Annotated in this window: 19 protein-coding genes; 1 reads left to right on the top strand and 18 read right to left on the bottom strand. The window is 45.4% G+C overall.

Translation table 11 applies throughout. The features are described from left to right. Window positions 1-16 precede the first annotated feature (16 nt). From HMPREF9389_RS05865 to HMPREF9389_RS05880, 4 genes are all read right to left on the bottom strand, one after another. Window positions 17-1,834 carry an EndoU domain-containing protein gene (locus HMPREF9389_RS05865; RefSeq protein WP_002929516.1) on the bottom strand — a complete coding sequence of 606 codons (1,818 nt, stop codon included), beginning with the start codon at window positions 1,832-1,834 and terminating at the stop codon, window positions 17-19. A 2-nt stretch (window positions 1,835-1,836) separates the two neighbouring features. Then, window positions 1,837-2,184 carry a DUF3958 family protein gene (locus tag HMPREF9389_RS05870; RefSeq protein WP_002929515.1) on the bottom strand — a complete coding sequence of 116 codons (348 nt, stop codon included), beginning with the start codon at window positions 2,182-2,184 and terminating at the stop codon, window positions 1,837-1,839. Between the two features lie 3 nt (window positions 2,185-2,187). Beyond that, complete coding sequence (locus HMPREF9389_RS05875; RefSeq protein ID WP_002929514.1) at window positions 2,188-2,538, bottom strand: TIGR04197 family type VII secretion effector; 351 nt, start codon at window positions 2,536-2,538, stop codon at window positions 2,188-2,190. A gap of 77 nt (window positions 2,539-2,615) precedes the next feature. Beyond that, window positions 2,616-4,013: a Cof-type HAD-IIB family hydrolase gene (locus HMPREF9389_RS05880; protein WP_032906401.1), complete on the bottom strand. Its 1,398-nt coding sequence runs from the start codon at window positions 4,011-4,013 to the stop codon at window positions 2,616-2,618. 180 nt (window positions 4,014-4,193) lie between these two features. Between HMPREF9389_RS05880 and HMPREF9389_RS05885 the strand changes: the two genes are divergently transcribed. Beyond that, window positions 4,194-5,156, top strand: a complete 963-nt coding sequence (locus HMPREF9389_RS05885) for an asparaginase (protein ID WP_002929510.1) — start codon at window positions 4,194-4,196, stop codon at window positions 5,154-5,156. 713 nt (window positions 5,157-5,869) lie between these two features. Here the strand turns inward: HMPREF9389_RS05885 and recG are convergent. From recG to HMPREF9389_RS05955, 14 genes are all read right to left on the bottom strand, one after another. Further along, a complete protein-coding gene (gene recG / locus HMPREF9389_RS05890; protein WP_002929509.1) occupies window positions 5,870-7,885 on the bottom strand; it encodes an ATP-dependent DNA helicase RecG in 2,016 nt (671 codons plus the stop codon). A 104-nt stretch (window positions 7,886-7,989) separates the two neighbouring features. After that, window positions 7,990-9,096 carry an alanine racemase gene (gene alr, locus HMPREF9389_RS05895; protein WP_032906398.1) on the bottom strand — a complete coding sequence of 369 codons (1,107 nt, stop codon included), beginning with the start codon at window positions 9,094-9,096 and terminating at the stop codon, window positions 7,990-7,992. Further along, window positions 9,086-9,448, bottom strand: coding sequence for a holo-ACP synthase (acpS, locus tag HMPREF9389_RS05900; RefSeq protein WP_002929506.1), 363 nt, complete (start codon window positions 9,446-9,448; stop codon window positions 9,086-9,088). The genes alr and acpS overlap by 11 nt, the downstream gene beginning before the upstream one ends. A 107-nt stretch (window positions 9,449-9,555) precedes the next feature. Further along, entirely contained in the window at window positions 9,556-10,587 is a 1,032-nt protein-coding gene (locus tag HMPREF9389_RS05905; RefSeq protein WP_002929505.1) for a 3-deoxy-7-phosphoheptulonate synthase, read from the bottom strand. Between the two features lies 1 nt (window position 10,588). Beyond that, window positions 10,589-11,620, bottom strand: a complete 1,032-nt coding sequence (locus HMPREF9389_RS05910; protein WP_002901054.1) for a 3-deoxy-7-phosphoheptulonate synthase — start codon at window positions 11,618-11,620, stop codon at window positions 10,589-10,591. 20 nt (window positions 11,621-11,640) lie between these two features. Beyond that, window positions 11,641-14,160, bottom strand: coding sequence for a preprotein translocase subunit SecA (gene secA, locus HMPREF9389_RS05915; protein ID WP_002929503.1), 2,520 nt, complete (start codon window positions 14,158-14,160; stop codon window positions 11,641-11,643). A gap of 271 nt (window positions 14,161-14,431) precedes the next feature. After that, a complete protein-coding gene (locus tag HMPREF9389_RS05920) occupies window positions 14,432-15,631 on the bottom strand; it encodes an acetate/propionate family kinase (protein ID WP_002929501.1) in 1,200 nt (399 codons plus the stop codon). A 134-nt stretch (window positions 15,632-15,765) separates the two neighbouring features. After that, window positions 15,766-16,479, bottom strand: a complete 714-nt coding sequence (locus HMPREF9389_RS05925; RefSeq protein WP_002929498.1) for an MIP/aquaporin family protein — start codon at window positions 16,477-16,479, stop codon at window positions 15,766-15,768. Between the two features lie 188 nt (window positions 16,480-16,667). Beyond that, window positions 16,668-17,201: a GlcG/HbpS family heme-binding protein gene (locus HMPREF9389_RS05930; protein ID WP_002929497.1), complete on the bottom strand. Its 534-nt coding sequence runs from the start codon at window positions 17,199-17,201 to the stop codon at window positions 16,668-16,670. A 58-nt stretch (window positions 17,202-17,259) separates the two neighbouring features. After that, complete coding sequence (locus tag HMPREF9389_RS05935; protein WP_002929496.1) at window positions 17,260-17,640, bottom strand: glycerol dehydratase reactivase beta/small subunit family protein; 381 nt, start codon at window positions 17,638-17,640, stop codon at window positions 17,260-17,262. Next, window positions 17,621-19,477 (bottom strand): diol dehydratase reactivase subunit alpha, encoded by a 1,857-nt coding sequence (locus HMPREF9389_RS05940; protein ID WP_002929493.1) that lies wholly within the window; start codon window positions 19,475-19,477, stop codon window positions 17,621-17,623. The genes HMPREF9389_RS05935 and HMPREF9389_RS05940 overlap by 20 nt, the downstream gene beginning before the upstream one ends. A 99-nt stretch (window positions 19,478-19,576) precedes the next feature. Next, entirely contained in the window at window positions 19,577-20,092 is a 516-nt protein-coding gene (locus HMPREF9389_RS05945) for a diol dehydratase small subunit (protein WP_002929484.1), read from the bottom strand. 30 nt (window positions 20,093-20,122) lie between these two features. After that, window positions 20,123-20,779 carry a propanediol/glycerol family dehydratase medium subunit gene (locus tag HMPREF9389_RS05950; protein ID WP_002929483.1) on the bottom strand — a complete coding sequence of 219 codons (657 nt, stop codon included), beginning with the start codon at window positions 20,777-20,779 and terminating at the stop codon, window positions 20,123-20,125. A gap of 11 nt (window positions 20,780-20,790) precedes the next feature. Further along, window positions 20,791-22,452 (bottom strand): propanediol/glycerol family dehydratase large subunit, encoded by a 1,662-nt coding sequence (locus HMPREF9389_RS05955; protein WP_002896348.1) that lies wholly within the window; start codon window positions 22,450-22,452, stop codon window positions 20,791-20,793. Window positions 22,453-22,473: the final 21 nt, after the last annotated feature.

Genomic DNA, 22,473 nt, shown 5'->3' with positions numbered 1-22,473 from the left:
TACCTCTAAATTCATTTTATTCCATTGGGAATGCTGAGATAATCTTTCCATCAGATTCTCTTATATACATTCCAATCTTTAATCCATTACTACTTTTTCCAATGTACTTATTACCATGAGCTAAAACTTTATTAGAATACGCCTCATTAATAGCATCCACAACCTCCTGCGGGCTCATATGGTCAGGAAAGAAAGTTGAATAGCCTCCATTTGCTTTTTTAGGAATGCCATTTACTTCAACTTTCGCTTCATAAACCCCAGCATCATTTAAAACAGAGCCTTTCGTACCCTCGATAATATTTCCAGACGTCCCTTCAACCATATCATAATGATAACCTCCTGATTGACCTTTTTTATTTATATCACCTTCAAAAATGTGAATCTTAGACTTCTCAGTAAAGTTCTCTGTGTGTTTAAGATTCGCTAAATCATCCATACTGTAGGTTTTAATCTCAACCACTGGCTGACTCCCCACGCTCTGAGTCCTTACCGCATCCTTAATCTGATAATACTTATTAATCTGGGTGTCAGCCCTTTGTGTTTGTAAATCCTTATTATAAGCCCGAGTACTCCAAGCTGCTGCCCCTACCATTAGGAAGTCATAACCCGCTTTTATACCAGGTGCGTACTTGGTATAGTTTGTGGCATAATTCAGGAGCTCCTTATCAGCCTCTTTGCCTGTGACTGGATCAAGGCCCGTTCTAGAGATATATTCAAAACGTTTTTGCTCGAAGTTAGGATCGTGTTTGCTGATAGGATTTTGGCTATCCAATTCTTGATAGCGAGCAACCAAATATATATCATTTGCTTGATCTGTTTCAGATGAATAATAGTTATGATCTAGAAGCGGAGCTATAGGACTAAATTTTAATCCAGGATAATATTCTTCCAGCTCCTTCTGGTTCATTCGGTCAATCTTTGCTTTGAAAAAGGGATCTACCTTGGCTAAAATATCTTTTCTTAAGCCCGGATTTTCTTCCAAGGATTTTTTATAGCGCTCAATAACCAGGTCTACTTCTTTTATCTCCTTTTGAGTGAATTTCCCACGCCAGCGATAGTCAAAAATCTCATTATTCCAATATGCCTCTACAATCCTAGGATACTCTTTTTCAATCTGTTCTCGCGAAAGGCTGGCTATCTTCTCCTCTAACGTCATTGAGGCATTTTGTCTTTTTACTTCCTCAATCATCTCCTGCCGCTTAGTCCATCCAGTATTGATGGTACCTTTCCAGCTGAGATCAGCATCTCGGCGCGGAGAGAGATAAGTCTGAGTCGACGCATCCCAGCTCTGACCTGCCTGAGATAGACCCGTAGATGCGGCTGCCAAGTAAGACTCAGCCTCCGCGAAGATAGTTGGTGAACTGTCATTGAAGGCAAGCAAATTGTCCAAAATTTCTTGGAAGACTTCCTTAGCACTTTCTGCAACAGTGATGGAAGCACTGAAATCCACAATAGACATACCCTTATTATTTGAATAGAGTTGCGATTTGCGTTCCAACTCTGCCAGTTGCTGTTCTGCAAAACGAATTTTCTCTTCCAGTTCTGATTGGCGCCAGCTCTTACCATCTACTTCTGCTGTGTAATTACTAACAAAATTTTGACAAGCTAAGGCTATCGCTTCCTGATAGAGAATGACTCCCTGAACAATCGGGATGACAGTTCCAACAACATGATTTTTGGCAGAATCATAGGCTTTACCTGTTAGTTCATCCTCATTATGAAAAGCTGATAAAACGCTTATTAATTTAAGATTCTGCCCCAAACATTGTTCAACCGCTCGCCCAAGGCTTTCTGCCTGCGTTCGAGCAGCTTCTAAATACATATCAATACTCATCTTTACTCCTCGACAGCTAAGGCACGCTTCTCTTTGTAGACTTCCTCTAGCTGATTTTCTGCATTTTGATGGTCTTTCCGCAATTTTTGTATCTGATCCTCTATATCAAGCTTTAGCTGTCTGCTTTGATGAGAAAAATCTAGCTGACAGTCTGCTATCTTACTGTAATATCGGCTTCCTTCGAAATCATAAGACAGATCACGAAACCATGCCCCCATAGAATCCAACTGACATAATACATCTTCTTCTTGAGCTTTTGCCTGTCCCAACTTTTGATAGAGTTCCCATTCATGATCAGCAAGCCTCCGCTCCTTGGCCAACAAGGCAGTCCACCGCTTATCTTCCTGCATGGATTATTCCTCCAAAGCAGTCAAGGTATTCAGACCTAAATCTTTTTTAGTGACTGTCGGTTCCTTTTTAGGCGGTAAATAGTTAGTAGTCAGACTTTGACGAATCATAGCATCCTTATCCTCAAACTCTGCTGCTACACTATGAACATTCTGAATAATACTTGTAATGTGTGCCCCGAGCTGCCCTTGTAAGCTTTCAACATGTGAAATCCCTGCATTTGCATTAGAATTTCCAGCAACAGTTGTCTGCGAATCACGAGTAATAGCCATCATCTGTAGGAAGTTTGCATCCCCGATTGCTGTTGCATGACGGGCTGCTGTTGATAGGTCGCTCTTAACTTGGTATTGATCCATCAGTCCTCTCCTTTACATTTTTTTCTTATTGTACCATAAAATAAAAAAAGAGCAAAAATTTTCTGCTCTTCAAACATTTATTCTTTGTTTTCTTCTTTCTGCTCTATGGTACGTTGGTAGGCCTGAATCTGTCGTTCCAGTTCTTCTTTGATAGCTCCTTCGGGAGCGTATTTTTCTTCCCAGTCATCTGGTTTGAGGATTTTATGAGTGATGGGGTCAAAGTGAGCCTTCCCGTCTGGGAAAATTTTGCCCATATTAGCCCGATGGACAATATCGAACAGCTGCTCTGGATCCACTCCCATCAGGACAAAACTGCCATAAGTGAAGTATAGAGTATCAATCAAGGCATCTACCTGACCGACTAGAGAAACCTCAGCCTGACTCTTGGAGCGAACCTTGTCGGCAGCCTTGTCAAGCGCTTGATGGAGATAGGCTACAGAGCTGTCAAAGTCTTCCTCAGACTTACTAGCTGCTCGCAGAAACTCGACCAGCTCTTCCAGTTTGAAGCCTGCCCGATAGCGAGCGTCCTCAGGCGACCAAGCAATCGGTTCTTCCTGAGTGCTTTCATCCATGACACTATGAAACTCTTTAACCTTATTAAAGTGATGGTCGCTGCTGGTAAAGACCTTTTCCCTAGCTAGGATACCAAAATGCTCCAGAGCCTTGTGGATCCCATCCTGACTATTGCTGGTGGTTGTGTGCTTGGCCACTTCCTTGACCGAGCTAGTTCCATTTCCCATAGCAATGGACAGGCCAACTCCCGATAGCATTTCCAAGTCATTGTCAGAGTCACCGAAGGCCATGACCTGATGAATGTCAAAACCATATTCCTTGCCGACTCGGCGAATCCCCTCTAGCTTAGATGTGTCTTTATTGATAATATCGACCGCATAGGGGCTGCTACGGGTAAATTTCAAATCAGGGAAGTCTGCTTCAATCTTACGGCTTTCTTCTGGGCTGGCCAAAATCAAAGCTTGATAAATCGGCTCCTGAATCAGCTGCAGGAGATCCTTTTCATGCTGGGGCAGGGCCTTGCTGATGACTTTATTAAAACCGTGACTGACCGTTCGCGCCATTCGCTTAGGGATGAAGCGGCTAGTCCACTGGGAGAACGGGCTCATGCCAAAGGACATAATCTTTGAGCCCAGCATAGCTTCAGCCGTTCCCAAGGAAATTTCTTTTCGGTGTTTCTTAGCATAGGCGATTAAATCCCGCAAACTCTGCTTGTCAATGGGACTGGCAGAAATCACCCTGTCTCTTGAAAAAATATACTGGCCATTATAGGTCACAGCAAAGTCTAAGTCCAATTGCTCCATAAAAGGTTTGACAAAGAAAGGACCGCGGCCAGTTGCCAAACCGACCAATATTCCTTGCTCCTTTAAACTCTGAATAGCCTTTTCTGTAGATTTCAAAACCGTTCGACTGTCATTGACCAGTGTCCCATCAATATCAAAAAAGACGGCCTTTACTTCCATTGATTTTCTCATTCTTTCCTTTTATGATACAATAAATTATAACACAAAAATGGCATACAATCACATGAATTGCAGAAAAGAAAAGCTGGAGTAATATCTATGCAACAGGATTGAAAACTCTATGAAAACAGAATGTAAGTTTTTGAATCTGCATCATGACTACAAGGAGAGAAAGAATTTATGACAAAGAAAATCTTGGTCCTGCACACAGGAGGAACCATTTCCATGCAGGCTGACGGCTCTGGGGCTGTCGTTACCAATGCTGATAACCCTATGAACCATGTGACAGTTCCGCTTGAAGGGATTGAGACGGAAGTCATTGACTTTTTTAATATTCCCAGTCCTCATATCACACCCCAGCATATGCTCAAACTTTATCAGAAAATCAAAGCCAGCGCTGACCAATTTGACGGAGTGGTCATTACTCATGGAACGGACACTTTAGAAGAGACGGCTTACTTTCTGGATACTATGCAGTTGCCAAAGATTCCAGTCGTTCTGACCGGAGCTATGCGCAGTTCCAATGAGCTGGGGAGCGATGGAGTCTATAACTACCTGACAGCCCTGCGGGTGGCTAGTGATGAAAAAGCCAGCGATAAAGGCGTTCTTGTCGTTATGAATGACGAGGCACATGCTGCCAAGTATGTAACCAAGACCCATACGACCAATGTCAGCACCTTCCAGACACCGACTCACGGACCGCTTGGCTTGATTATGAAACAGGAGATTCTCTATTTTAAGACAGCGGAGCCTCGAGTCCGCTTTGACTTGAACAGCATCTCTGGTCTGGTGCCCATTATTCCAGCTTATGCGGGTATGAAGACAGAACTTCTGGATATGCTGGATTTAGACAAGATAGACGGCCTCATCATAGAGGCATTCGGTGCTGGCAACCTCCCCAAGGAAGTAGCTGACAAGCTAGCTGATATGATAGCAGCCGGACTGCCAATTGCTCTGGTCTCTCGCTGCTTTAACGGGATCGCTGAGCCAGTCTATGCTTATGAAGGTGGCGGCGTTCAGCTGCACCAGGCTGGTATCTTCTTCGTCAAAGAGCTCAATGCCCAAAAAGCCAGAATCAAACTGCTCATCGCCCTGAATGCTGGACTCAAAGACCAAGAACTCCGGAATTATATGGAAGGCTGAGAGAAAAAGCCCCTATTTATTTTCTTTAAATCAAGAAGTGCTAAGTTTGCTTAGCACTTTTTTGACTCTTTCATATTCTAACACTGGGAAAACTTCATTGAATCGCTGGTCTTAGAAGATAACCTCAAACAGAGACTCTAGAATTTCAAAAATATAATCACTTACCATAGGTCATCTCCATTTTCTGAGCTTGCTTAAATGTCTTCGGATAGTGGACTTTGATTGTAACTTTCATAGCTTTTACCTCGCTTATCATGAATTCTTTAAGAGCAAAAACGAAACTCTTGGGGCGTTTGACCTCAAGTTTGATCCCTAATCTTTTTGTTCTTACTTGGATATAAGGATACAGCCCTAAACTTAAGAATCTCTTATAGATTTCTTAGGGAAAGCTTATAGTCAAAGAAGTCCAGCAATCTCTATCTACTAATTGAAATGAACAAGTCTTTTCAATTATATACAAAAAAAACTTCACCGATTGGATGAAGCTTGTGATTTATTAGGAGATTGTTGATGAAAAAATTCTAAATTATTCTATTTCTTTGAGTGGCTCATACCTCGCAAGTCTTCTAGTCTTCAAGCTTTGGTTACAGGATTTTAAGGGATGTTTACATTGTCATTGGTCCTACCTCTTTCTTTGATTTGACAATAGTATAATCCCTCAAACTTAAAGCCTACTTATAAATAACTTGCAGGAAACTTAATCCAAAGAACTCTTAATCTAGGTAATCTCGCTTGTCCAAATGAAGAGCAATCAAGTGCCAATTAGGATCTGTCCGCCAGTTCGGATCAGCTGTAATCTGGCTGGCAACCTTTCTGGCTTCTTCTAAAATCGGATAATCTTCTACGATGTCTGCCACTTGAAACTCAGGAATACCAGACTGCCGAGTGCCAAAGATTTCTCCGGAACCTCGCATTTTCAAATCCTCTTCAGCTAGCAGGAATCCATCAATCGTCTCAGTCATGATTTTCATGCGGCGCTTGCCCGACTCCGTCTTAGGATTGGCAACAAGGACGGCATAAGACTGCTTGCTCCCCCGGCCAACGCGGCCTCTCAGCTGATGAAGCTGGCTGAGTCCGAAGCGATCCGCATCCATGATGACCATCACTGTAGCATTGGGGACGTTGACTCCGACCTCAATGACCGTGGTAGAGACCAGAATATCAGTCCGTCCTTCCTTGAAGTCCTGCATAATCGCATCTTTTTCCTCGCTCTTCATCTTGCCATGAAGCAGAGCCACTTGGGCCTGCTGACCAAAATAGGCTGTCAGTTCTTCTTCTAAGGCAATGGCATTCTTAAGATCCAGCGCCTCAGATTCCTCAATCAAGGGAGAAATAAAGTAGACCTGAGCCCCCTTGTGGAGCTCTTTTTTCAGCCAGTCGAGGACGACTTCCAGCTGCTCATGCTTGACCCAGCGGGTGATGATAGGTTTGCGTCCCGCCGGCATCTGGTCAATAATGGACACATCCATATCACCAAATGCTGTGATAGCAAGGGTTCTGGGGATAGGCGTCGCCGTCATCATGAGGACATCAGGATTGTCTCCCTTTTCCCGTAAAATCCGGCGCTGCTCCACCCCAAAGCGATGCTGCTCGTCAATAATGACCAAACCCAATGCATGGTAACGGACTCCTTCCTGAATCAGGGCATGGGTTCCGACAATCATGTCCATCTGACCTTTTTCAATCGCTTCCAAGGTCTTTCGGCGTTCAGCTGCTTTCATTCCCCCAGTAAGTAGGGCCAATTTCAGTTCTGGAAATAGCTGAGCTAGGCTGTCAAAATGCTGCTCAGCCAAAATTTCTGTTGGAACCATCAGAGCTGACTGAAAGCCAGCTGTATAAACAGCATACATAGCCAGACCAGCGACTACTGTCTTTCCGCTTCCCACATCGCCCTGTAGCAGGCGATTCATGTGTCCAGGCGACCGCAAATCCTGCAAAATCTCTGTCAGACTGCGCTCCTGAGCTGAAGTCAGCTCAAAAGGCAAGCTCTGCTTTTTCTCGGCTACAGTATCCGACCGCCAATCAATCTTTAATCCATTGCTGACAGCCTTGGTTTCTCTCTTTAGCACCTGCAGTTGCATTTGAAAATAAAAGAGTTCTTCAAACTTGACCCGCCGAAGAGCCTGCTTGTAGTCCGCAAAGTCCTTTGGAAAATGCATAGCCCGCACAGCCTCAACTCTGCTCACTAGTTGGTAGAGTTCCAGCAGGGGATGGGGTAGATTTTCCTCTAAGAGCAAGTCCAAACCTTGGTCAAAGGCAGTCTTAATCAGCTTGACCAGACTGGCCTGACTAATTCCCTGAGCCAGCCGATAGACAGGCTGCAAGTCGTCCTCTACCTGAGCCAACAGTTTCATTCCAGTAAGACTAGCCTTGGCTTTGTCCCACTTGCCAAAGACAGCTATATTAGCTCCCACTTCAATCTTGTCCGCTAGATAAGGCTGGTTAAAGAAATTAACTGCTAGAGCGACTTCTCCCTGCTTGATAGTGAAGCGCAGGCGATTGCGTTTGTAGCCATAATACTGGACATTGGCTGGGGTCACGACCTGACCAGAAATAACCGCCTTTTCTCCATCCTCCAAGTCTAGGACGTTCTTACTCTTAAAATCCTCATAACGAAAAGGAAAATAAAGCAGTAAATCCTGCAAGGTCTCTAGACCCAGCTTAGCAAATTTTTCTGCTGATTTCGGTCCCACACCAGGCAGAACCGTCAAAGGTTGGTGTAAATTCATAATTCCTCTTTCAGTTCTGATACTGCTGCGGATCTAAAACCACAGACAGGGGGCCAAGCTAGAACATTATCAAATACTTCAAGCGGTTCCCTGCATTAATCTTCCTAGTCTTTATAGACCCTCGGTACACGGTCGCTAATCAAGCAAACCACCTCATAGTTAATGGTGCCACGCTTTTCTGCCACATCTGTCGCCGTAATGGTCTCCGCTCCGCTATTTCCAATCAACACAACCGGCGTGCCAAGGGGATAAGCCTGAGGCAGGCGCACTGTAATCTGGTCCATGGAAACCCGGCCGACAAGCGGGCAGCGCTTACCATCAATCAAGACATCAAACCCCTGCATATCGCGTGTCCAGCCATCCGCATAACCCAAAGGAATGGTGCCAATCCACTCTTGAGACTCGCTGGTGTAGGTGGCTCCATAGCCAACATCTGCTCCAGCATCTACTTCCTTGACATGCACCAATTCTGAGACCAGAGTCAAGGCAGGCTTGAATTCATAAGGAAGTTCCAAGACTCTTCCGCTAGGGTTGAGACCATAGATGATATCCCCCAGCCGAACTGCATTTAGAACGGTCTCGCTGTGCCAGAGAGATGTGGCGGAATTACTAGCGTGAACGAGAGGGGGAACACTGTCCAGCTCAGATAAGATCTGATGAAAACGAGCCAGCTGGGCTTCAAACTTATGGTGCTCCGCTTCATCTGCCGTTGCAAAGTGGGTAAAAATTCCCTCCGCGACAGCCCCAGCAGCCTGCAAGCGATGGATTGCCTCCTGAGCTTCCTGACTATCTCGAAATCCAATCCGCCCCATACCAGAGTCAATCTTGATATGAAAATTCAATCCTGTTAAGTCTTTTTCCGCAGCTAAAGCTAGGTCCAACCACTCCAGACTGGCTACGGTCAGAGACACCTTTCCCTTTCTAGCCAGCGGAAGCGCAGCCAGATCTGACACTCCTAGCACCAGAATTCTTTTGCCAATACCAGCTGAGCGCAGCTCCAAGGCTTCATCGATATTAGACACACAAAAACCATCTACGAGGGGCTCAATATGCTTAGAAACCTCAATAGCTCCATGACCATAAGCATTGGCTTTAACGACAGCCCACTTCTCTGTCGTCTGAGGCAGATGGGCACTCAGTTGTCTAATATTAAAAGCAATAGCAGCTAAATCAATCACTGCCTTGCTGGGTCTATGCAGACTAGCTTTCATCATTTTCCTCCAAAATAACGCTGGCTGTAACTAGGCCAGCAGCATGGCTGAGCGAAATCCAAACCTTGCCAGTAAAAGGTGACCGGCTGAAATAAGGCGCTCCCTGGCGATCATTTAAAATCTCCAAGTCCTGAAACCTGAGCTTACCAATACCGGTTCCCCAAGCTTTAGAAAATGCCTCCTTGGCAGCCCAACGGCCAGCCAGAAATTCGATTTTCCGTTTGCCGGATAACTCCTCAAAACGAGTAAGTTCCGCCTCGGTCAAGACCTTCTTTGCAAAGCGGGCATTTTTCAGATAGGCTCGCTCAATGGCAGCTAACTCTTCTATGTCAATTCCGTGTCCTTTTATCATATCATTCTCTGGAAAGGCGACAAAACTCAGCTGGGCCGCCAGCTGAGTTCATCTTCACCCGACAGTTAGTCCTCTTTACAGGTCAAGACTGTCCCTTTCAATTTTCCTTATTTATCTAAAGTGTTGTAAATTTCTTCAATGAGCTGAACAGTATTGTCCCAGCCTAGACAAGGGTCTGTAATGGATTTACCAAAGACTTCCGGCTCATTTTGCCGGCCATCCTCCAGATAAGACTCAATCATAAAACCACGAACCGCTCTCTTAATCTTTTCGTTCCAATCCCGATTCAGCAAGGTCTGACGCACAATCCTAATCTGTTCCAGATACTGCTTGCCAGAGTTATCGTGATTGGTATCAATGACGATGAAAGGATTCTCCAAGCCCATCTTTTCGTAGTAGGAAATGGCATCCAGCATATTCTCATAGTAGAAATTTGGGATATTTTTACCATATTCATTGGTTGCCCCACGCAGAATAACATGAGCCAAAGGATTCCCAGATGTTTCTACTTCCTGGCCATGAAAAAGGAAAGTCTGCTTATTTTGTGCCGCATAGACAGCGTTAAACATAACCCCCAGATTGCCAGAAGTTGGATTTTTCATGCCGACCGGAGCGTCAATCCCTGACGCCACAAAGCGGTGCTCCTGGTCTTCAACTGAGCGGGCACCCACAGCATGATAGCTGACCAAGTCGTCTACCAGCACAAGATTGGACGGATAGAGCATCTCATCAGCCGTCGTCAGACCAGTCTCTGTAATGACACGATAGTGCAACTGACGAACTGCCTGCAAACCATTGATAAGACTAGGTGCTTTAGAAGTATCTGGCTGGTGAACTAAGCCCTTATAGCCATCCCCATTGGTCCGCGGCTTAGCAGTATAGACCCGCATGACGATAAAAATCTTATCTGCGACCTTCTTCTGCAGCTCTGACAAACGGTGGGCATACTCCAGCACAGCCTCTTCATTGTCCGATGAGCAAGGGCCAATCACCAAGAGAATGCGCTCGTCTTCGCCACTGAGAATCTCAGCTAGTTCTTGATCTCGCTTGTTTTTATGAGCCAAGGCCTGACCAGTCAGTCTGGTTCTGGACTTAATCTGCTCAATGTCAATCTTCTGACCTTTTTCAATAAATGCCATACTATTTTCCTAATGTATCATAAATTTCACGAACCAGCTGTTCTGTATTTGCCCAGCCCAGACAAGGGTCTGTAATGGACTTGCCAAAGACTTCTGGTTCGTCCTGACGGCCGTCTTCCAGATAAGACTCGATCATAAAGCCCCGTACTGTAGCCTTAATCTTTTCATTCCAGTCCCGGTTAATCAGAGTCTGGCGAACGATACGAACCTGCTCCAGATACTGCTTACCAGAGTTATCATGATTGGTATCAATGATGATAAAGGGATTTTCTAAGCCCATTTTTTCATACTGGGCAATGGTATCCAGCAGGTTATCATAATAGTAGTTAGGAATATTCTTGCCGTATTCGTTCAGGGCACCGCGCAAGATGGCATGCGCCAAAGGATTGCCAGATGTTTCGACTTCCTTACCCGCGAATAGGAAACTCTGCTTGTTCTGGGCTGCATAGATTCCGTTAAACATGACATTGAGATTGCCAGAAGTCGGATTTTTCAAGCCAGTCGGCAGATCTGCTCCACTAGCTACAAAGCGGTGCTGCTGGTCTTCGACCGAGCGAGCTCCTACAGCCATGTAAGAAATCAAATCATCTACCAGAGGCAGATTTTCTGGATAGAGCATCTCATCAGCCGTGGTCATACCTGTCTCAGAAATAACCCGATAGTGCAGATTGCGGACTGCCTTGATGCCGTTAATCAGACTTGGAGCGGCCGTCGCATTAGGCTGATGAATAAGCCCTTTGTAGCCATCTCCATTCGTCCGAGGCTTGGCAGTATAAACACGCATGACCATGAAAATACGGTCTTTTACTTCTTCTTGGAGAGCAGATAGACGCTTGGCATACTCCAGCACCGCTTCTTCATTATCTGAAGAGCAGGGACCAATGACCAAGAGAATGCGGTCATCCTGACCACGCAGAATTGCTTCTAACTCTCGGTCACGCTTTTCCTTGCGAGCGAGCATGTCGCCTTCTAACTTAGCAAGTTGGCGAACTTCTGCCACATCAATGGGTTGACTGGTTGCTTTAAAGGTCATCTATTCTCCTTCTTTTACGCTTACTTTTTACGGCCGTGACAGTTCTTGAACTTCTTGCCAGAGCCACATGGACAAGGGTCGTTTCTCTTTACGTTAGACAGGTCTATATTATCAGGTATATTTGGCGCCTTAGCAGAGATATTGCGGGTAGCAGTCGTACTGATAGCACGCTCTGTCCGCGGACGCTCTTGCTCATGAATCTGCGCTTTCATCATCAGACGAGTCACATCAAATTCAATGGAGCCAATCATGTCGTTGAACATACGGAAACTCTCTGCTTGGTATTCGACAACTGGGTTATTTTGTGCATAACCACGCAGTCCAACAGCATTGCGCAGCTGGTCAAGGGCGTCGATATGGTCAGTCCACTTGCTGTCCACTACGCGCAGGATCAAGACCTTCTGGAATTCACGCACTGCTTCTTCGTCTCGCAGCTTAGCAATCTGACTGTCATAGACTTCCAGTGCACGTTCAAACAGATAATCTTTGATTTCTTGGTCAGATTTGCCTTCCAAATCGCTATCTGAAATAGAATCTTCTGAAACCAAGTTATACTTAGCAAAGTTTAAAATCGCTTCAATCTTATCATCCTGATCAGAGTGGCTGCTGCCATCAACGATGCGGTTGATAGTCCGTTTAATCATAGCCTGGATTTCAGGACTGAGGTCACGGTCAGCAGTAATGACATCGTGGCGCTCGGCATAGATAATTTCCCGTTGCTCACGCATCACATCGTCATACTGCAAGACTTGTTTCCGCGTATCGTAGTTATTTCCTTCGACACGCTTCTGAGCCGCCTCTACCTGACGGGTCAGCATGCCAGACTTGATAACAGAATCTTCGTCACTAAGGTTCATTCGATCCAAGAGGGCTTTAATGCGCTCTGAGCCAAAGCGGCGCATAAGCTCATCTTCCAGTGACAGGTAGAACTGTGACTCACCTGGATCACCCTGACGGCCTGAACGTCCGCGCAGCTGATTGTCAATCCGGCGGCTTTCATGGCGCTCTGTACCGATAACGCAGAGACCGCCCAGTTCGCGAACACCTTCACCCAACTTGATGTCGGTTCCCCGTCCGGCCATATTGGTCGCAATAGTAACCGCACCACGTTGGCCGGCGTTCATGATAATTTGTGCTTCTTTATAGTGGTTTTTCGCATTAAGAACTTCATGAGGAACCTCAGCTTCCACCAATTTCTTAGAAATATAATCACTGGTTTCAACCGCAACGGTACCGACCAGAACTGGCTGGCCTTTTTCATGACGCTCTTTAACATCCTGAACAACTGCCTTGAACTTAGAATCAATACTTGGGTAGAGCAGGTCAGAATGGTCAATACGTGCTACCGGACGGTTGGTTGGAATCGGAATAACACGAATGTTGTATGTTTCGCGGAACTCTTCTTCCTCTGTCTTGGCTGTACCTGTCATGCCGGACAGCTTCTTATACATACGGAAGAGGTTCTGATAAGTAATAGAAGCAGAGGTCTTTGTTTCTTCCTGAATCGGCACACCTTCTTTGGCTTCAATCGCTTGGTGGAGACCGTCAGAGTAACGACGTCCTTCCATTGTCCGACCAGTAAACTGATCGACAATCAGAATTTCCTGATCTTCACTGACCACATAGTCAATGTCAAGGAGCATGATGTAGTTAGCTCGCAGAGCATTGTCGATAAAGTGAGTCAGGGCAACATTTTCAATATCGTAGAGATTGTCCAGCTTGAAGTAACTTTCTGCCTTATCAATCCCTGAGTCAGACAGACCAATCGTCTTAGACTGAACATCGATGATGTAGTCGTCCTTATCCAGAGATTTGACATAGTGGTCAGCCATATGATAAAGCTGGTTGGTATCTGAAGAAACTGGTCCGGATACAATCAATGGTGTCCGAGCTTCGTCAATCAGGATTGAATCCACCTCATCGACCAAGGCATAGTTGAGTGGACGCTGTACCATGTTTTCAGCGCGGACTACCATGTTATCACGCAGGTAGTCAAAGCCGATTTCAGCATTGGTTGAATAGGTAATGTCGCAAGCGTATGCTTCTTTCTTCTCAGATGGAGACTTAGCTGCCAGATTGATACCGACAGAGAGGCCCAGCCAAGAGTAGAGTTCACCCATTTCGGTCGCGTCACGCTCAGTCAGGTATTCATTGACTGTGACAACGTGCACACCTTTGCCTGCAAGGGCATTTAAGTAAACTGGCATTGTCGCTGTCAAGGTTTTTCCTTCACCGGTACGCATCTCTGGAACGTCACCATGATGGAGAACGATCCCTCCCATAACCTGTACCTTATAAGGGAAGAGTCCCAACACCCGCTTAGCTCCCTCACGGACAACCGCAAAAGCTTCAAATAAGAGCTGATCTAAAGTTTCGCCATCAGCATAGCGTTTCTTGAATTCTTCTGTTTTTGCCTGAAGTTCTTCATCAGATAAGGCCGCCATTTCGTCTTCATAAGCCAAGACCTTGTCAGCCATTTTTTCTAATTTTCTTAATTCACCTTTATCATTTTCAATGATAGTCTTTAAAATATTCGCCATTTTTTTCCTTACTATATAATAATCTTTCTGATTTTTAGAATGTTCTTTTCATTATAGCATGTTTTCCTATATCTTTCAAGAATGAAAAAAGCAAAAAAGCTCCATCAGACTGTGCTTACAGAACTGGAAGATGGCAAGATATCTAAGCTAAAAAAGAAAAGGCAGAGGTCTTGCTCTGTCTTTTCGAGTCTAAACAACACAAGGATAAACTGGTTTTTTCTCATTAATAAAGTTATTCCTGCACTCCTTGAACACTCTACCTCTCTTTTGGCTACTTAAAATCCAGCAAACGCATGGTATCTTGGGCAATCATCAATTCTTCATTGGTTGGAAGAATGAGAATTTTAGCCTGAGACTGGGAATTTTGGATAAAGAGCTGTCCTTGCTCGTTAGCTGCCTGATTCAAAGAAAGTCCTAAGCAATTGAGCTTTTGAACAACTAAGCTGCGGACCAAGGCTGAATTCTCACCGATTCCAGCAGTGAAAACCAAGGCATCCAGACCATCTAAATCTGTGATGTAGCTTGCAATTGTCTGAGCGATACGGTTGACAAACATATTGACTGCTAGACTAGCTTTTTCATCGCCTCTGTCACAAGCTTCCAGAACATCTCTTAAATCATTGCTGAGCTGGGAGATAGCCAGCAGACCGGATTCTTTATTGAGGACATCGCTTAATTGCTGGGCTGATAATTTTTCCTGTTCCAGCAAAAAAGGAAGAATCATAGGGTCAATATCACCTGAGCGGGAGCCCATCATCAGGCCAGCTAAAGGGGTGAATCCCATCGAAGTATTGACAGACTGACCATTTTTAATGGCGCAGATACTAGCACCATTGCCTAAATGGCAGTTGATAATCTTCAAATGCTCCGCAGCTTCTCCTTGCCCCTCCCAAATCTCCTTTACCTTTTGAGCAATATACTTGTGACTCGTTCCATGGAAACCATACTTTCTCAAACCGTATTTATGATAGTAATCCCAGGAAAGAGGATAGAGATAATAGGCTTCTGAAAGGCTTTGATGGAAGGATGTATCAAACACAGCCACTTGTCCTGTTTCTGGCAGCGCCTTTTGGAAAGCTCGAATCCCTACCAAGTTGACAGGGTTATGGCTAGGAGCTAGGAAGGACAGCTTCTCAATGGTGGATAGCACTTGCTCGTCTATCAAAGCAGAATCATCAAAGGATTCTCCGCCATGGGCTACGCGATGACCGATTCCATCTATCTCGTCCAGAGAAGCAATCAACTTCCGCTCCAAAAGAAAGTTCAGCAGATAATCCACAGCAAATTGATGCGAAGGAATAGCCAACAGCTCCTTCTCTTTTTGACCTTCAAATTCAATCTTAAAAATACCTTCCTTTAAGCCAATCTTTTCAAAAATTCCTTTCACCAAAAGGCTTTCATCGGGCATACTGAGCAGTTGAAATTTTAATGACGAACTGCCCGCATTAATCGCAAAAATTTTTTTAGACATATTTTTCTCCTGAGCAATGAAAACAGTGATTTTTCTAAATAACGTTTTTTTGAAAACTGAAACTTTCCATTGCTACTTGTTAGATAAATAAGCTAGCTTCAAATGGTCGGCTAGCTTATTTACTATTTTATATATTACATAGCATTGACTGCCAAGACAGCCAAGACAGCGCCGATAGTCGGTCCTACAATTGGCACCCAAGCATAAGCCCAGTTTGCATCTCCTTTATTCGGAACTGGCAAGAGAGCATAAGCAAGGCGCGGACCGAAGTCCCGAGCTGGGTTGAGGGCAAAACCTGTCGTCGAACCCAAAGACAAGCCGACCGCCATAATGAGGAAGCCAACTAAGAGTGGAGTGAGTCCGGGCGTGATTTCACCGTACGTTATCATCAAAAGTGCAAAGATGAAGAAGAAAGTCGCAACGATTTCGCTGAGCAGATTAAATGCTGGATTCTGGATGGCTGGTCCAGTAGCAAATACGCCAACTGAGTTGCCTTCTTCTGCCTTGGTTTCTTTGAAATGGGGATAATAGAAGAGCACCACAATAGCGGCTCCGACAAAGGCCCCTAGAATCTGAGCGATGATATAGCCCACCACTTGCTCCCAAGGGAAGATGCCACCCACCGCAAAGGCAATAGTGACAGCTGGGTTAAGGTGACCGCCAGTATTATAAAATCCTGCCGTATAGACACCCAAGGTTACTGCCAAGCCCCAGCCAAATACAACGGTAAACCAGTTGGGAGAGAAACCTTTTGCGAGACTCTTATTAAGACTGATAGACGCTCCGATTCCATTCCCAAAAACCATCAGAACCATGGTGCCTAAAAATTCACCTAGATATTTTTCCATACTCCATACTCCTTCATTTCGAAATACTTTATACTCTCTCCTCTATATTGCTTCTAAGGCGCAATATAGATTATAAGAAAGCATAAGAGAAATGTGCTCGTAAAATAGGAGAAAATCCCTAGCTCCAAAGCATGGATTGCAAGTGGTATTCTCTCCTCTGATATTATTTAGTTAGCTAGCTTGCTTCTCTACAGTCCCACAGCATACTCAGCAATGGACTGGTCTTCTTCAGAACTTCCTCCGCTGACGCCGATACCACCAATCATCTCTGACTGGCAATAAATAGGAATACCGCCTGCCAAACTAACGACCTTATTGTCAGTCATCGTTTCCAGCTGGTAGAGCCACTGGCCAGGCTGAGTTAAAGGTGCTAAATTCTTGGACTGCATCCTCATGCCAACAGCTGTATAAGCTTTCTTATAAGCCATATCGTTACTCACTAACAAGGCATTTTCCATACGATAGGTCATCACAACTTGTGCTGCTGGATCAACCACCGTTATCACGACAGCTAGTCCCAGCTCTTCAGCCTTGCGTCTGGCCCTTGTTACCAATTCCCAGGCATCCTGATAGATATTTGTGAAAAGAACAGGCTCTTTATCCAGTAAGGTTTGGCATCTGGCAAGGACTTTTTGGATAATGCTGTCCTGCAATTCTGAGTTTCCTCCCCAGCTTGATAGTTCTGGACTGCTGAGCTCGTCTTTCTCTCTATCTCTAGCCATCCATTTCACCTCTTTTCAGTAGTTGATACGGACATCTTTTTGAATCGATCGGAACAAGTCAAAAAGATGCTTCTAACAGGTCAGATTTTTTAAACGGGATACCCTTAACCAAACGCGCTGCATTTGAACCAAATAGGCGCAAGACATGGTCCGGTATAGCGGAATAATCTTTGATACGATAGATAAATTGTTCAAGCGGCAAGTTACGATAATGGAGGACTGCATCTCGCTCATCACAGGCAATCCCGACTAAAAGCTGGGATTGAGTTGCAGCCACATGCGCTAGTGATACAGGATCGCTAACTTCATCTGGGCTGACCAGACTAAAAGGGATACCTTCCTCTTCGATACCGTAGCCGATTTGTGCCACCTTATCCGCAGGAGCATTGTCCGTAGCTATCAGCCTAATGGTAGGCTTTCTAGTATAAGCTAATTCCATAGCCGGCCCCCCATTTCTCTCTGACATAGGTCAAAATCAGTCCGGTCGCTACTGCATTTCGAGGTCCCACCAATCCACGCACATTGCCTCGACCAGCTACAATGGCATGCTGAGAAAGGGCTTCGGTCACTAGCTGAGGTATTTCGAAGTCCAAAGCTGAGCCACCTACGATGACAACGAAAGGAATGTCTCGAATATTCTGAGTAGGACTGACACGCTTGAGAGCCCGCATTGCATTGGTAACAAAGACTCTTTCCTTGGCAGACTGCCGAACGAGTTTGATTTTCTCAATAGAGTAGTCTCCGTCATCAATAGGAACAAATTCATCATTTTCCTTGACGATGACGACTCTGGCAAACAAATCTCCAGACAGCGGCTTGTCAAAAAACTGAACAGTGCCGTCTTCATGCCGGATATGGAAAAGACTTTCCACCTTGGCCAGAGGATATCGTTTGATGTCCTCTGCCAGATGATGATTTTCCAGTCCCAACTCCGAATTGATCAGCATGGTTACCATATCACCGGCACCGGCTAGATGGACAGCCAGGATTTCCCCTCTGCTATCAATAATGGAAGCATCTGTCGAGCCTGCTCCTAAGTCCAAAATAGCCAAGGGGCGATCCGTCCCTGGTGTAGTCAGGGCTCCGAGGATAGCTGATTCAGCTTCTGCTCCACCGATTTCCACGCTAATCCCCAGCTCACGTTCGACTTCTTGGGCAATGATGGACATTTGCAGCTTGTCAGAATTTACCATAGAGGCAATGCCGACAGCCTGCTCCATAGAAAATTCTCCAGCCACACCACCGCGCACAGAAATCGGAGCAAAAGTATTGACGGCCAGTAAGTCACGGATATAAATGTCGGAAGGCTCTTTCTCGGTCAAGTCAGCCATGGTTTGGCGCACCTTCTCCAGCATGCCTCCAACATTGGTTCCCGCTTCTCCGACAACATTGCTAATCTCGCCAGCATAGACGATTTTCTCCATAATCTCATCGGCACCCTTGGAAATATCCACCTTTAAGGTATGCTCCTTGCCGATAATTTGGATACTACCTGCTGGAATCGTCCGAGCCTGAACGTCACCTGCCGGTGTCTTAATCACGACAGCCGAGCGGTTGCCAATGAGGGCACGGGCAATGGGGACAATGCTTTTCGTCTCTTCTGCACTCAAGCCGAAGACCGTCGCAATACCATAGGGATTGGATAATTGAGAAATCACCTTCCCTTGCTCTACCACTTCAACAGCAGCTTGCATTCCCAAAGGAACCTTGTCAATAAAGAGAATCTCATCCACGATTGGAATCTTCTGGCTAATGCGGTTATTGACCAGAACCCCATCATCCGCCTGCAAAATGGCAGCGGTAATCTGATAGCCCTTGGCTAGATAGGCATTAATCAGCTGGGCAACCAAGTCAAAATCAATGATCTTCGGCACTACCACGATGTATTTACCGTCAATCGGATGATGAACCAAGTCGAGAATATCCACTGTCAGTCCAATCCCCAGACCCAGACCGCCTGGGGTACGAGGATTATGACCAATCATAGTAGACTCAGTAATGACTGTCTCTGTGATGGTTTCCATGGCAACATCACCGATAACAGGCGTCGCTTCATTGATCCGAATCAAATCAACATGTCCCAGTTCAAAGGATGTTTGATCCATCAATTTTCTCAGAGATTGATAAATCCCGTGGACATTTTCCTTGGTTCCTTTGATACCTGTTGTATCCGCAATGGCTGAGGCAAGAAAGTGAATGCTTCCATCATCTTGCACTTCAGCTAAGGCAGACTCGGTCGAAGAATTTCCTATGTCTACTCCAATGATTCGTTTCACATTTTCACCTCCACCAAGATTAGGCTATTTTGAGTAGCATTTATAAAAGTAGCGACAATAATCTTTTTTCAAACCCAAAATAGCCTCGATAAAACCGGATTAGTTGTCGCCTTTCAACTTCTTGCGGCGCTCATAATTTTCAGCGGCTTCTCTGACAAAGCCCGCACAGATAACAGCTCCATATTGGTTTTCCAATTCATTGGCAATGTCCAATAATTCCTGTTTGGAAGACCGGTAAGGGCGCAGGGCATTGTAGATTTCCAGCACACGCGCATCCGGAACCTTGGTCAGTTCCGCAGCCCGAGAAAAGTTATACTGGATTGCTTCGCGGCCGGCATTCTTAGCAATTTCACCTTGTTTGATCAAAATCTCCGGCTTAATCCGCAAATCCTCTGCTTTTACATAGCCAGACAAGATATTTTCCAGTGTAATATCTTCGAATTTCTTATCCTGACCAACCTTTATCCAGTCTGGGTGTTTTTTAGAAATAGGATAATCAGCCGCTGTCGCTTCATCAGAACTGACAGGACGATTGGCTGCTCCTTGATTAGTTGAGCCGCTGTCGCTTAGCTCGGCTAATATTTGTTTTACTAATGTTTCTACTGATTCACTCATTCTGATTTCTCCTTGTAGACATCATATGCATTAAATCACCTGACATTCATCAGCTGGTTTTCCTCTTTTAACCAGTTTCGTTTCCTTGATATGCAGCAAGGCTGAGTAGGCCTGGTACTTAGGACGAGCCATTTGGTCATTAAGGGTTGGCACCGGATTTGGTGTTTCACCCTTGGCATACTTAGCAGCATTTTTACCAATCAAACGATAGGTTTCAGGAGTTAACAAAGGTGCCTGCGGGAAAAGTTCCAGATTACTGAGCGGTGGCAAATCACGTTGGTGAATAACCGTTGTTCCCTTAGACTGAACACCGATAGAAATGCCAGAACCAGACAAGTGGTCTCCTTCTACCGCTACAAAGGCAACGTCAGAAGAACGATAGACCTTGACAATGCGAGCCTTGAGCCCCTCTTCTTCGATACCAGCTACCAGCTGACGCAGCACCTCCGTATGAGGAATGTCCACCATTGTCTTCACTTGCTGCTCCCCAAAGGCAGGTCCAACTGCAATAACGACTTCATCCGTTGACTGGCTAGGCTTAGCCACACCAACTGTACGGATGACAGCTTTTTCATTGGACACAGGCTTTTCGTTTGTTTCAGCAGCTGTTTCGTTGGTATTGGCGCTCATCTCTTTCATCACTTCTGCAATAATGGAGCGCAGTAAAGTTTCATTTATCTCTGTCATCTTAGCTCCTCCTATACATCACGCGGGTCAATCGCTTTAGGAATGTCTTTGACTTTTTCCCATTCTTCGCCGACCAGACGATGGCCTGTACCGACACCAACATAGTCATTCGGTGAATTCACCGCTGAAATAACATTCCAATCCCGATCAAAGATAGCAGATGTTTGTAGGAAATCCCCTGCTACACGTTGCTTGAACAAATTGAGCAGCTCATTGGCAACTTCAGGGAAGCCATTATTAGCCAAGGCTTTGATCAAATCAGCCCCTTGAACTCCGCGTTCCAGAATACCCTGAGCAGCCTTGATGTCTTCAACCTTATCCCGCTCTGGCATATCTTTAGAGCCATGAGCATAGGTCGCTGCTTCGACTTCTTCGTCGGTAATCGGCGGCAGGCCTAAGCCTTTGAAAAGAGCTTGCATAACGCGTGCTGCCTTGTTCCGAACCTTCACAACTTCTTCTTCACGTACAGGACGAAGACCACCGTCTACCCGCAGGTCACGTTGTAGGACATTGTAGTCATCAAAGTCTTCCGCATCCCAGTTAGAGCCGGCAAACATATTGTCATAGTTTGGCGTAGCAGAGTAGCCAGAGTTGATAAAGTCTGTACCTGGTGCAAACTGCATCAAAGTCCGAACAGAGCGACGTAAGTCTGAGTGAGTAAAGGTTTGGTCGTTTGATGAAGCACATTCCAAGTCCAGCATGCTGGCAATCAAGTTTTCAGCAACGACTGCCCGAATACCACTCGGAACAGCTGCTGGAATACCGATACAGCTAACTGATCCATTCTGAGTTCCTTGAACTCCAGCCGCTTTCGTGACATAGAGACAGCGAGCTTCCAGATAGAGCATGGACTTGCCTTCGGCTTGTCCCATCTGCACTTCAGACCCTGTACCGGAAGTGAAGCGCATCTTGAGTCCACGAGAGGCATAGGCGGAAGCCAGAAAGGCCTTGGACCAAGGTGTATCATCTCCATCGGTGAAGACATCTTCTGTACCATAAACAGAGATGGTCTCAGCATAGGCTGTAAAGCCACGCATACCAAATTCTAGTTCTGTCGCTTCTTCCAAAGAGCACTGAGTCAGTACCCCAGGACGGCCCACTTGGGAACCAATCATCAAAGATAGGGCATTGAATGGAGCGTAACGCACTACGGCAACCGTTGTTTCCTGCTCTGCAAAACCACGCAGAGCTCCTTCAGCTGCATCTGCTGCAATCTGCACTGGATTATCATTGACATTAGTGACGTGGGCTTGAGTAGCTGTTTGCTTACGGGTCCGCATCTTTTGCAGACACATCATGATTTCCACGACATTCATCTGATTGACTACTTCAATGATTTTAGCTGGAGTCATGGCCTTGGTCAGCTTGATAATTTCTGTACGAGGTACATTCGGTGTCAATATTTTATTGGCAATCTCTCTTGAGTCCATCTGAATAACTTCTTCAGCTCGGCTCAGATCAATCCCGTAGTTGGCAATGAACTGGTCAATCAGGTCAAATTCTTCTTTTGGTTTGCCGTCTAACTCAACCACTTTCCCATTTTGAATCTTGATACTGGGTTTAGGATCATTGGGGCTTTCCATAGCCACTAAACCTTCTTCAACCCATTCTTTTACAAATCCATCTTGGTTGATAGGGCGTTCGCTTAATACTTCAAAACGTTTGGATCTCATACCGTTTCCTCCCTCTCACTC

This window comes from Streptococcus sanguinis SK355, assembly GCF_000212855.1.
Taxonomy (GTDB): domain Bacteria; phylum Bacillota; class Bacilli; order Lactobacillales; family Streptococcaceae; genus Streptococcus; species Streptococcus sanguinis_A.
Note: the sequence above shows the minus strand (reverse complement) of the source record. Positions and strands in the feature narration are given on the sequence as shown.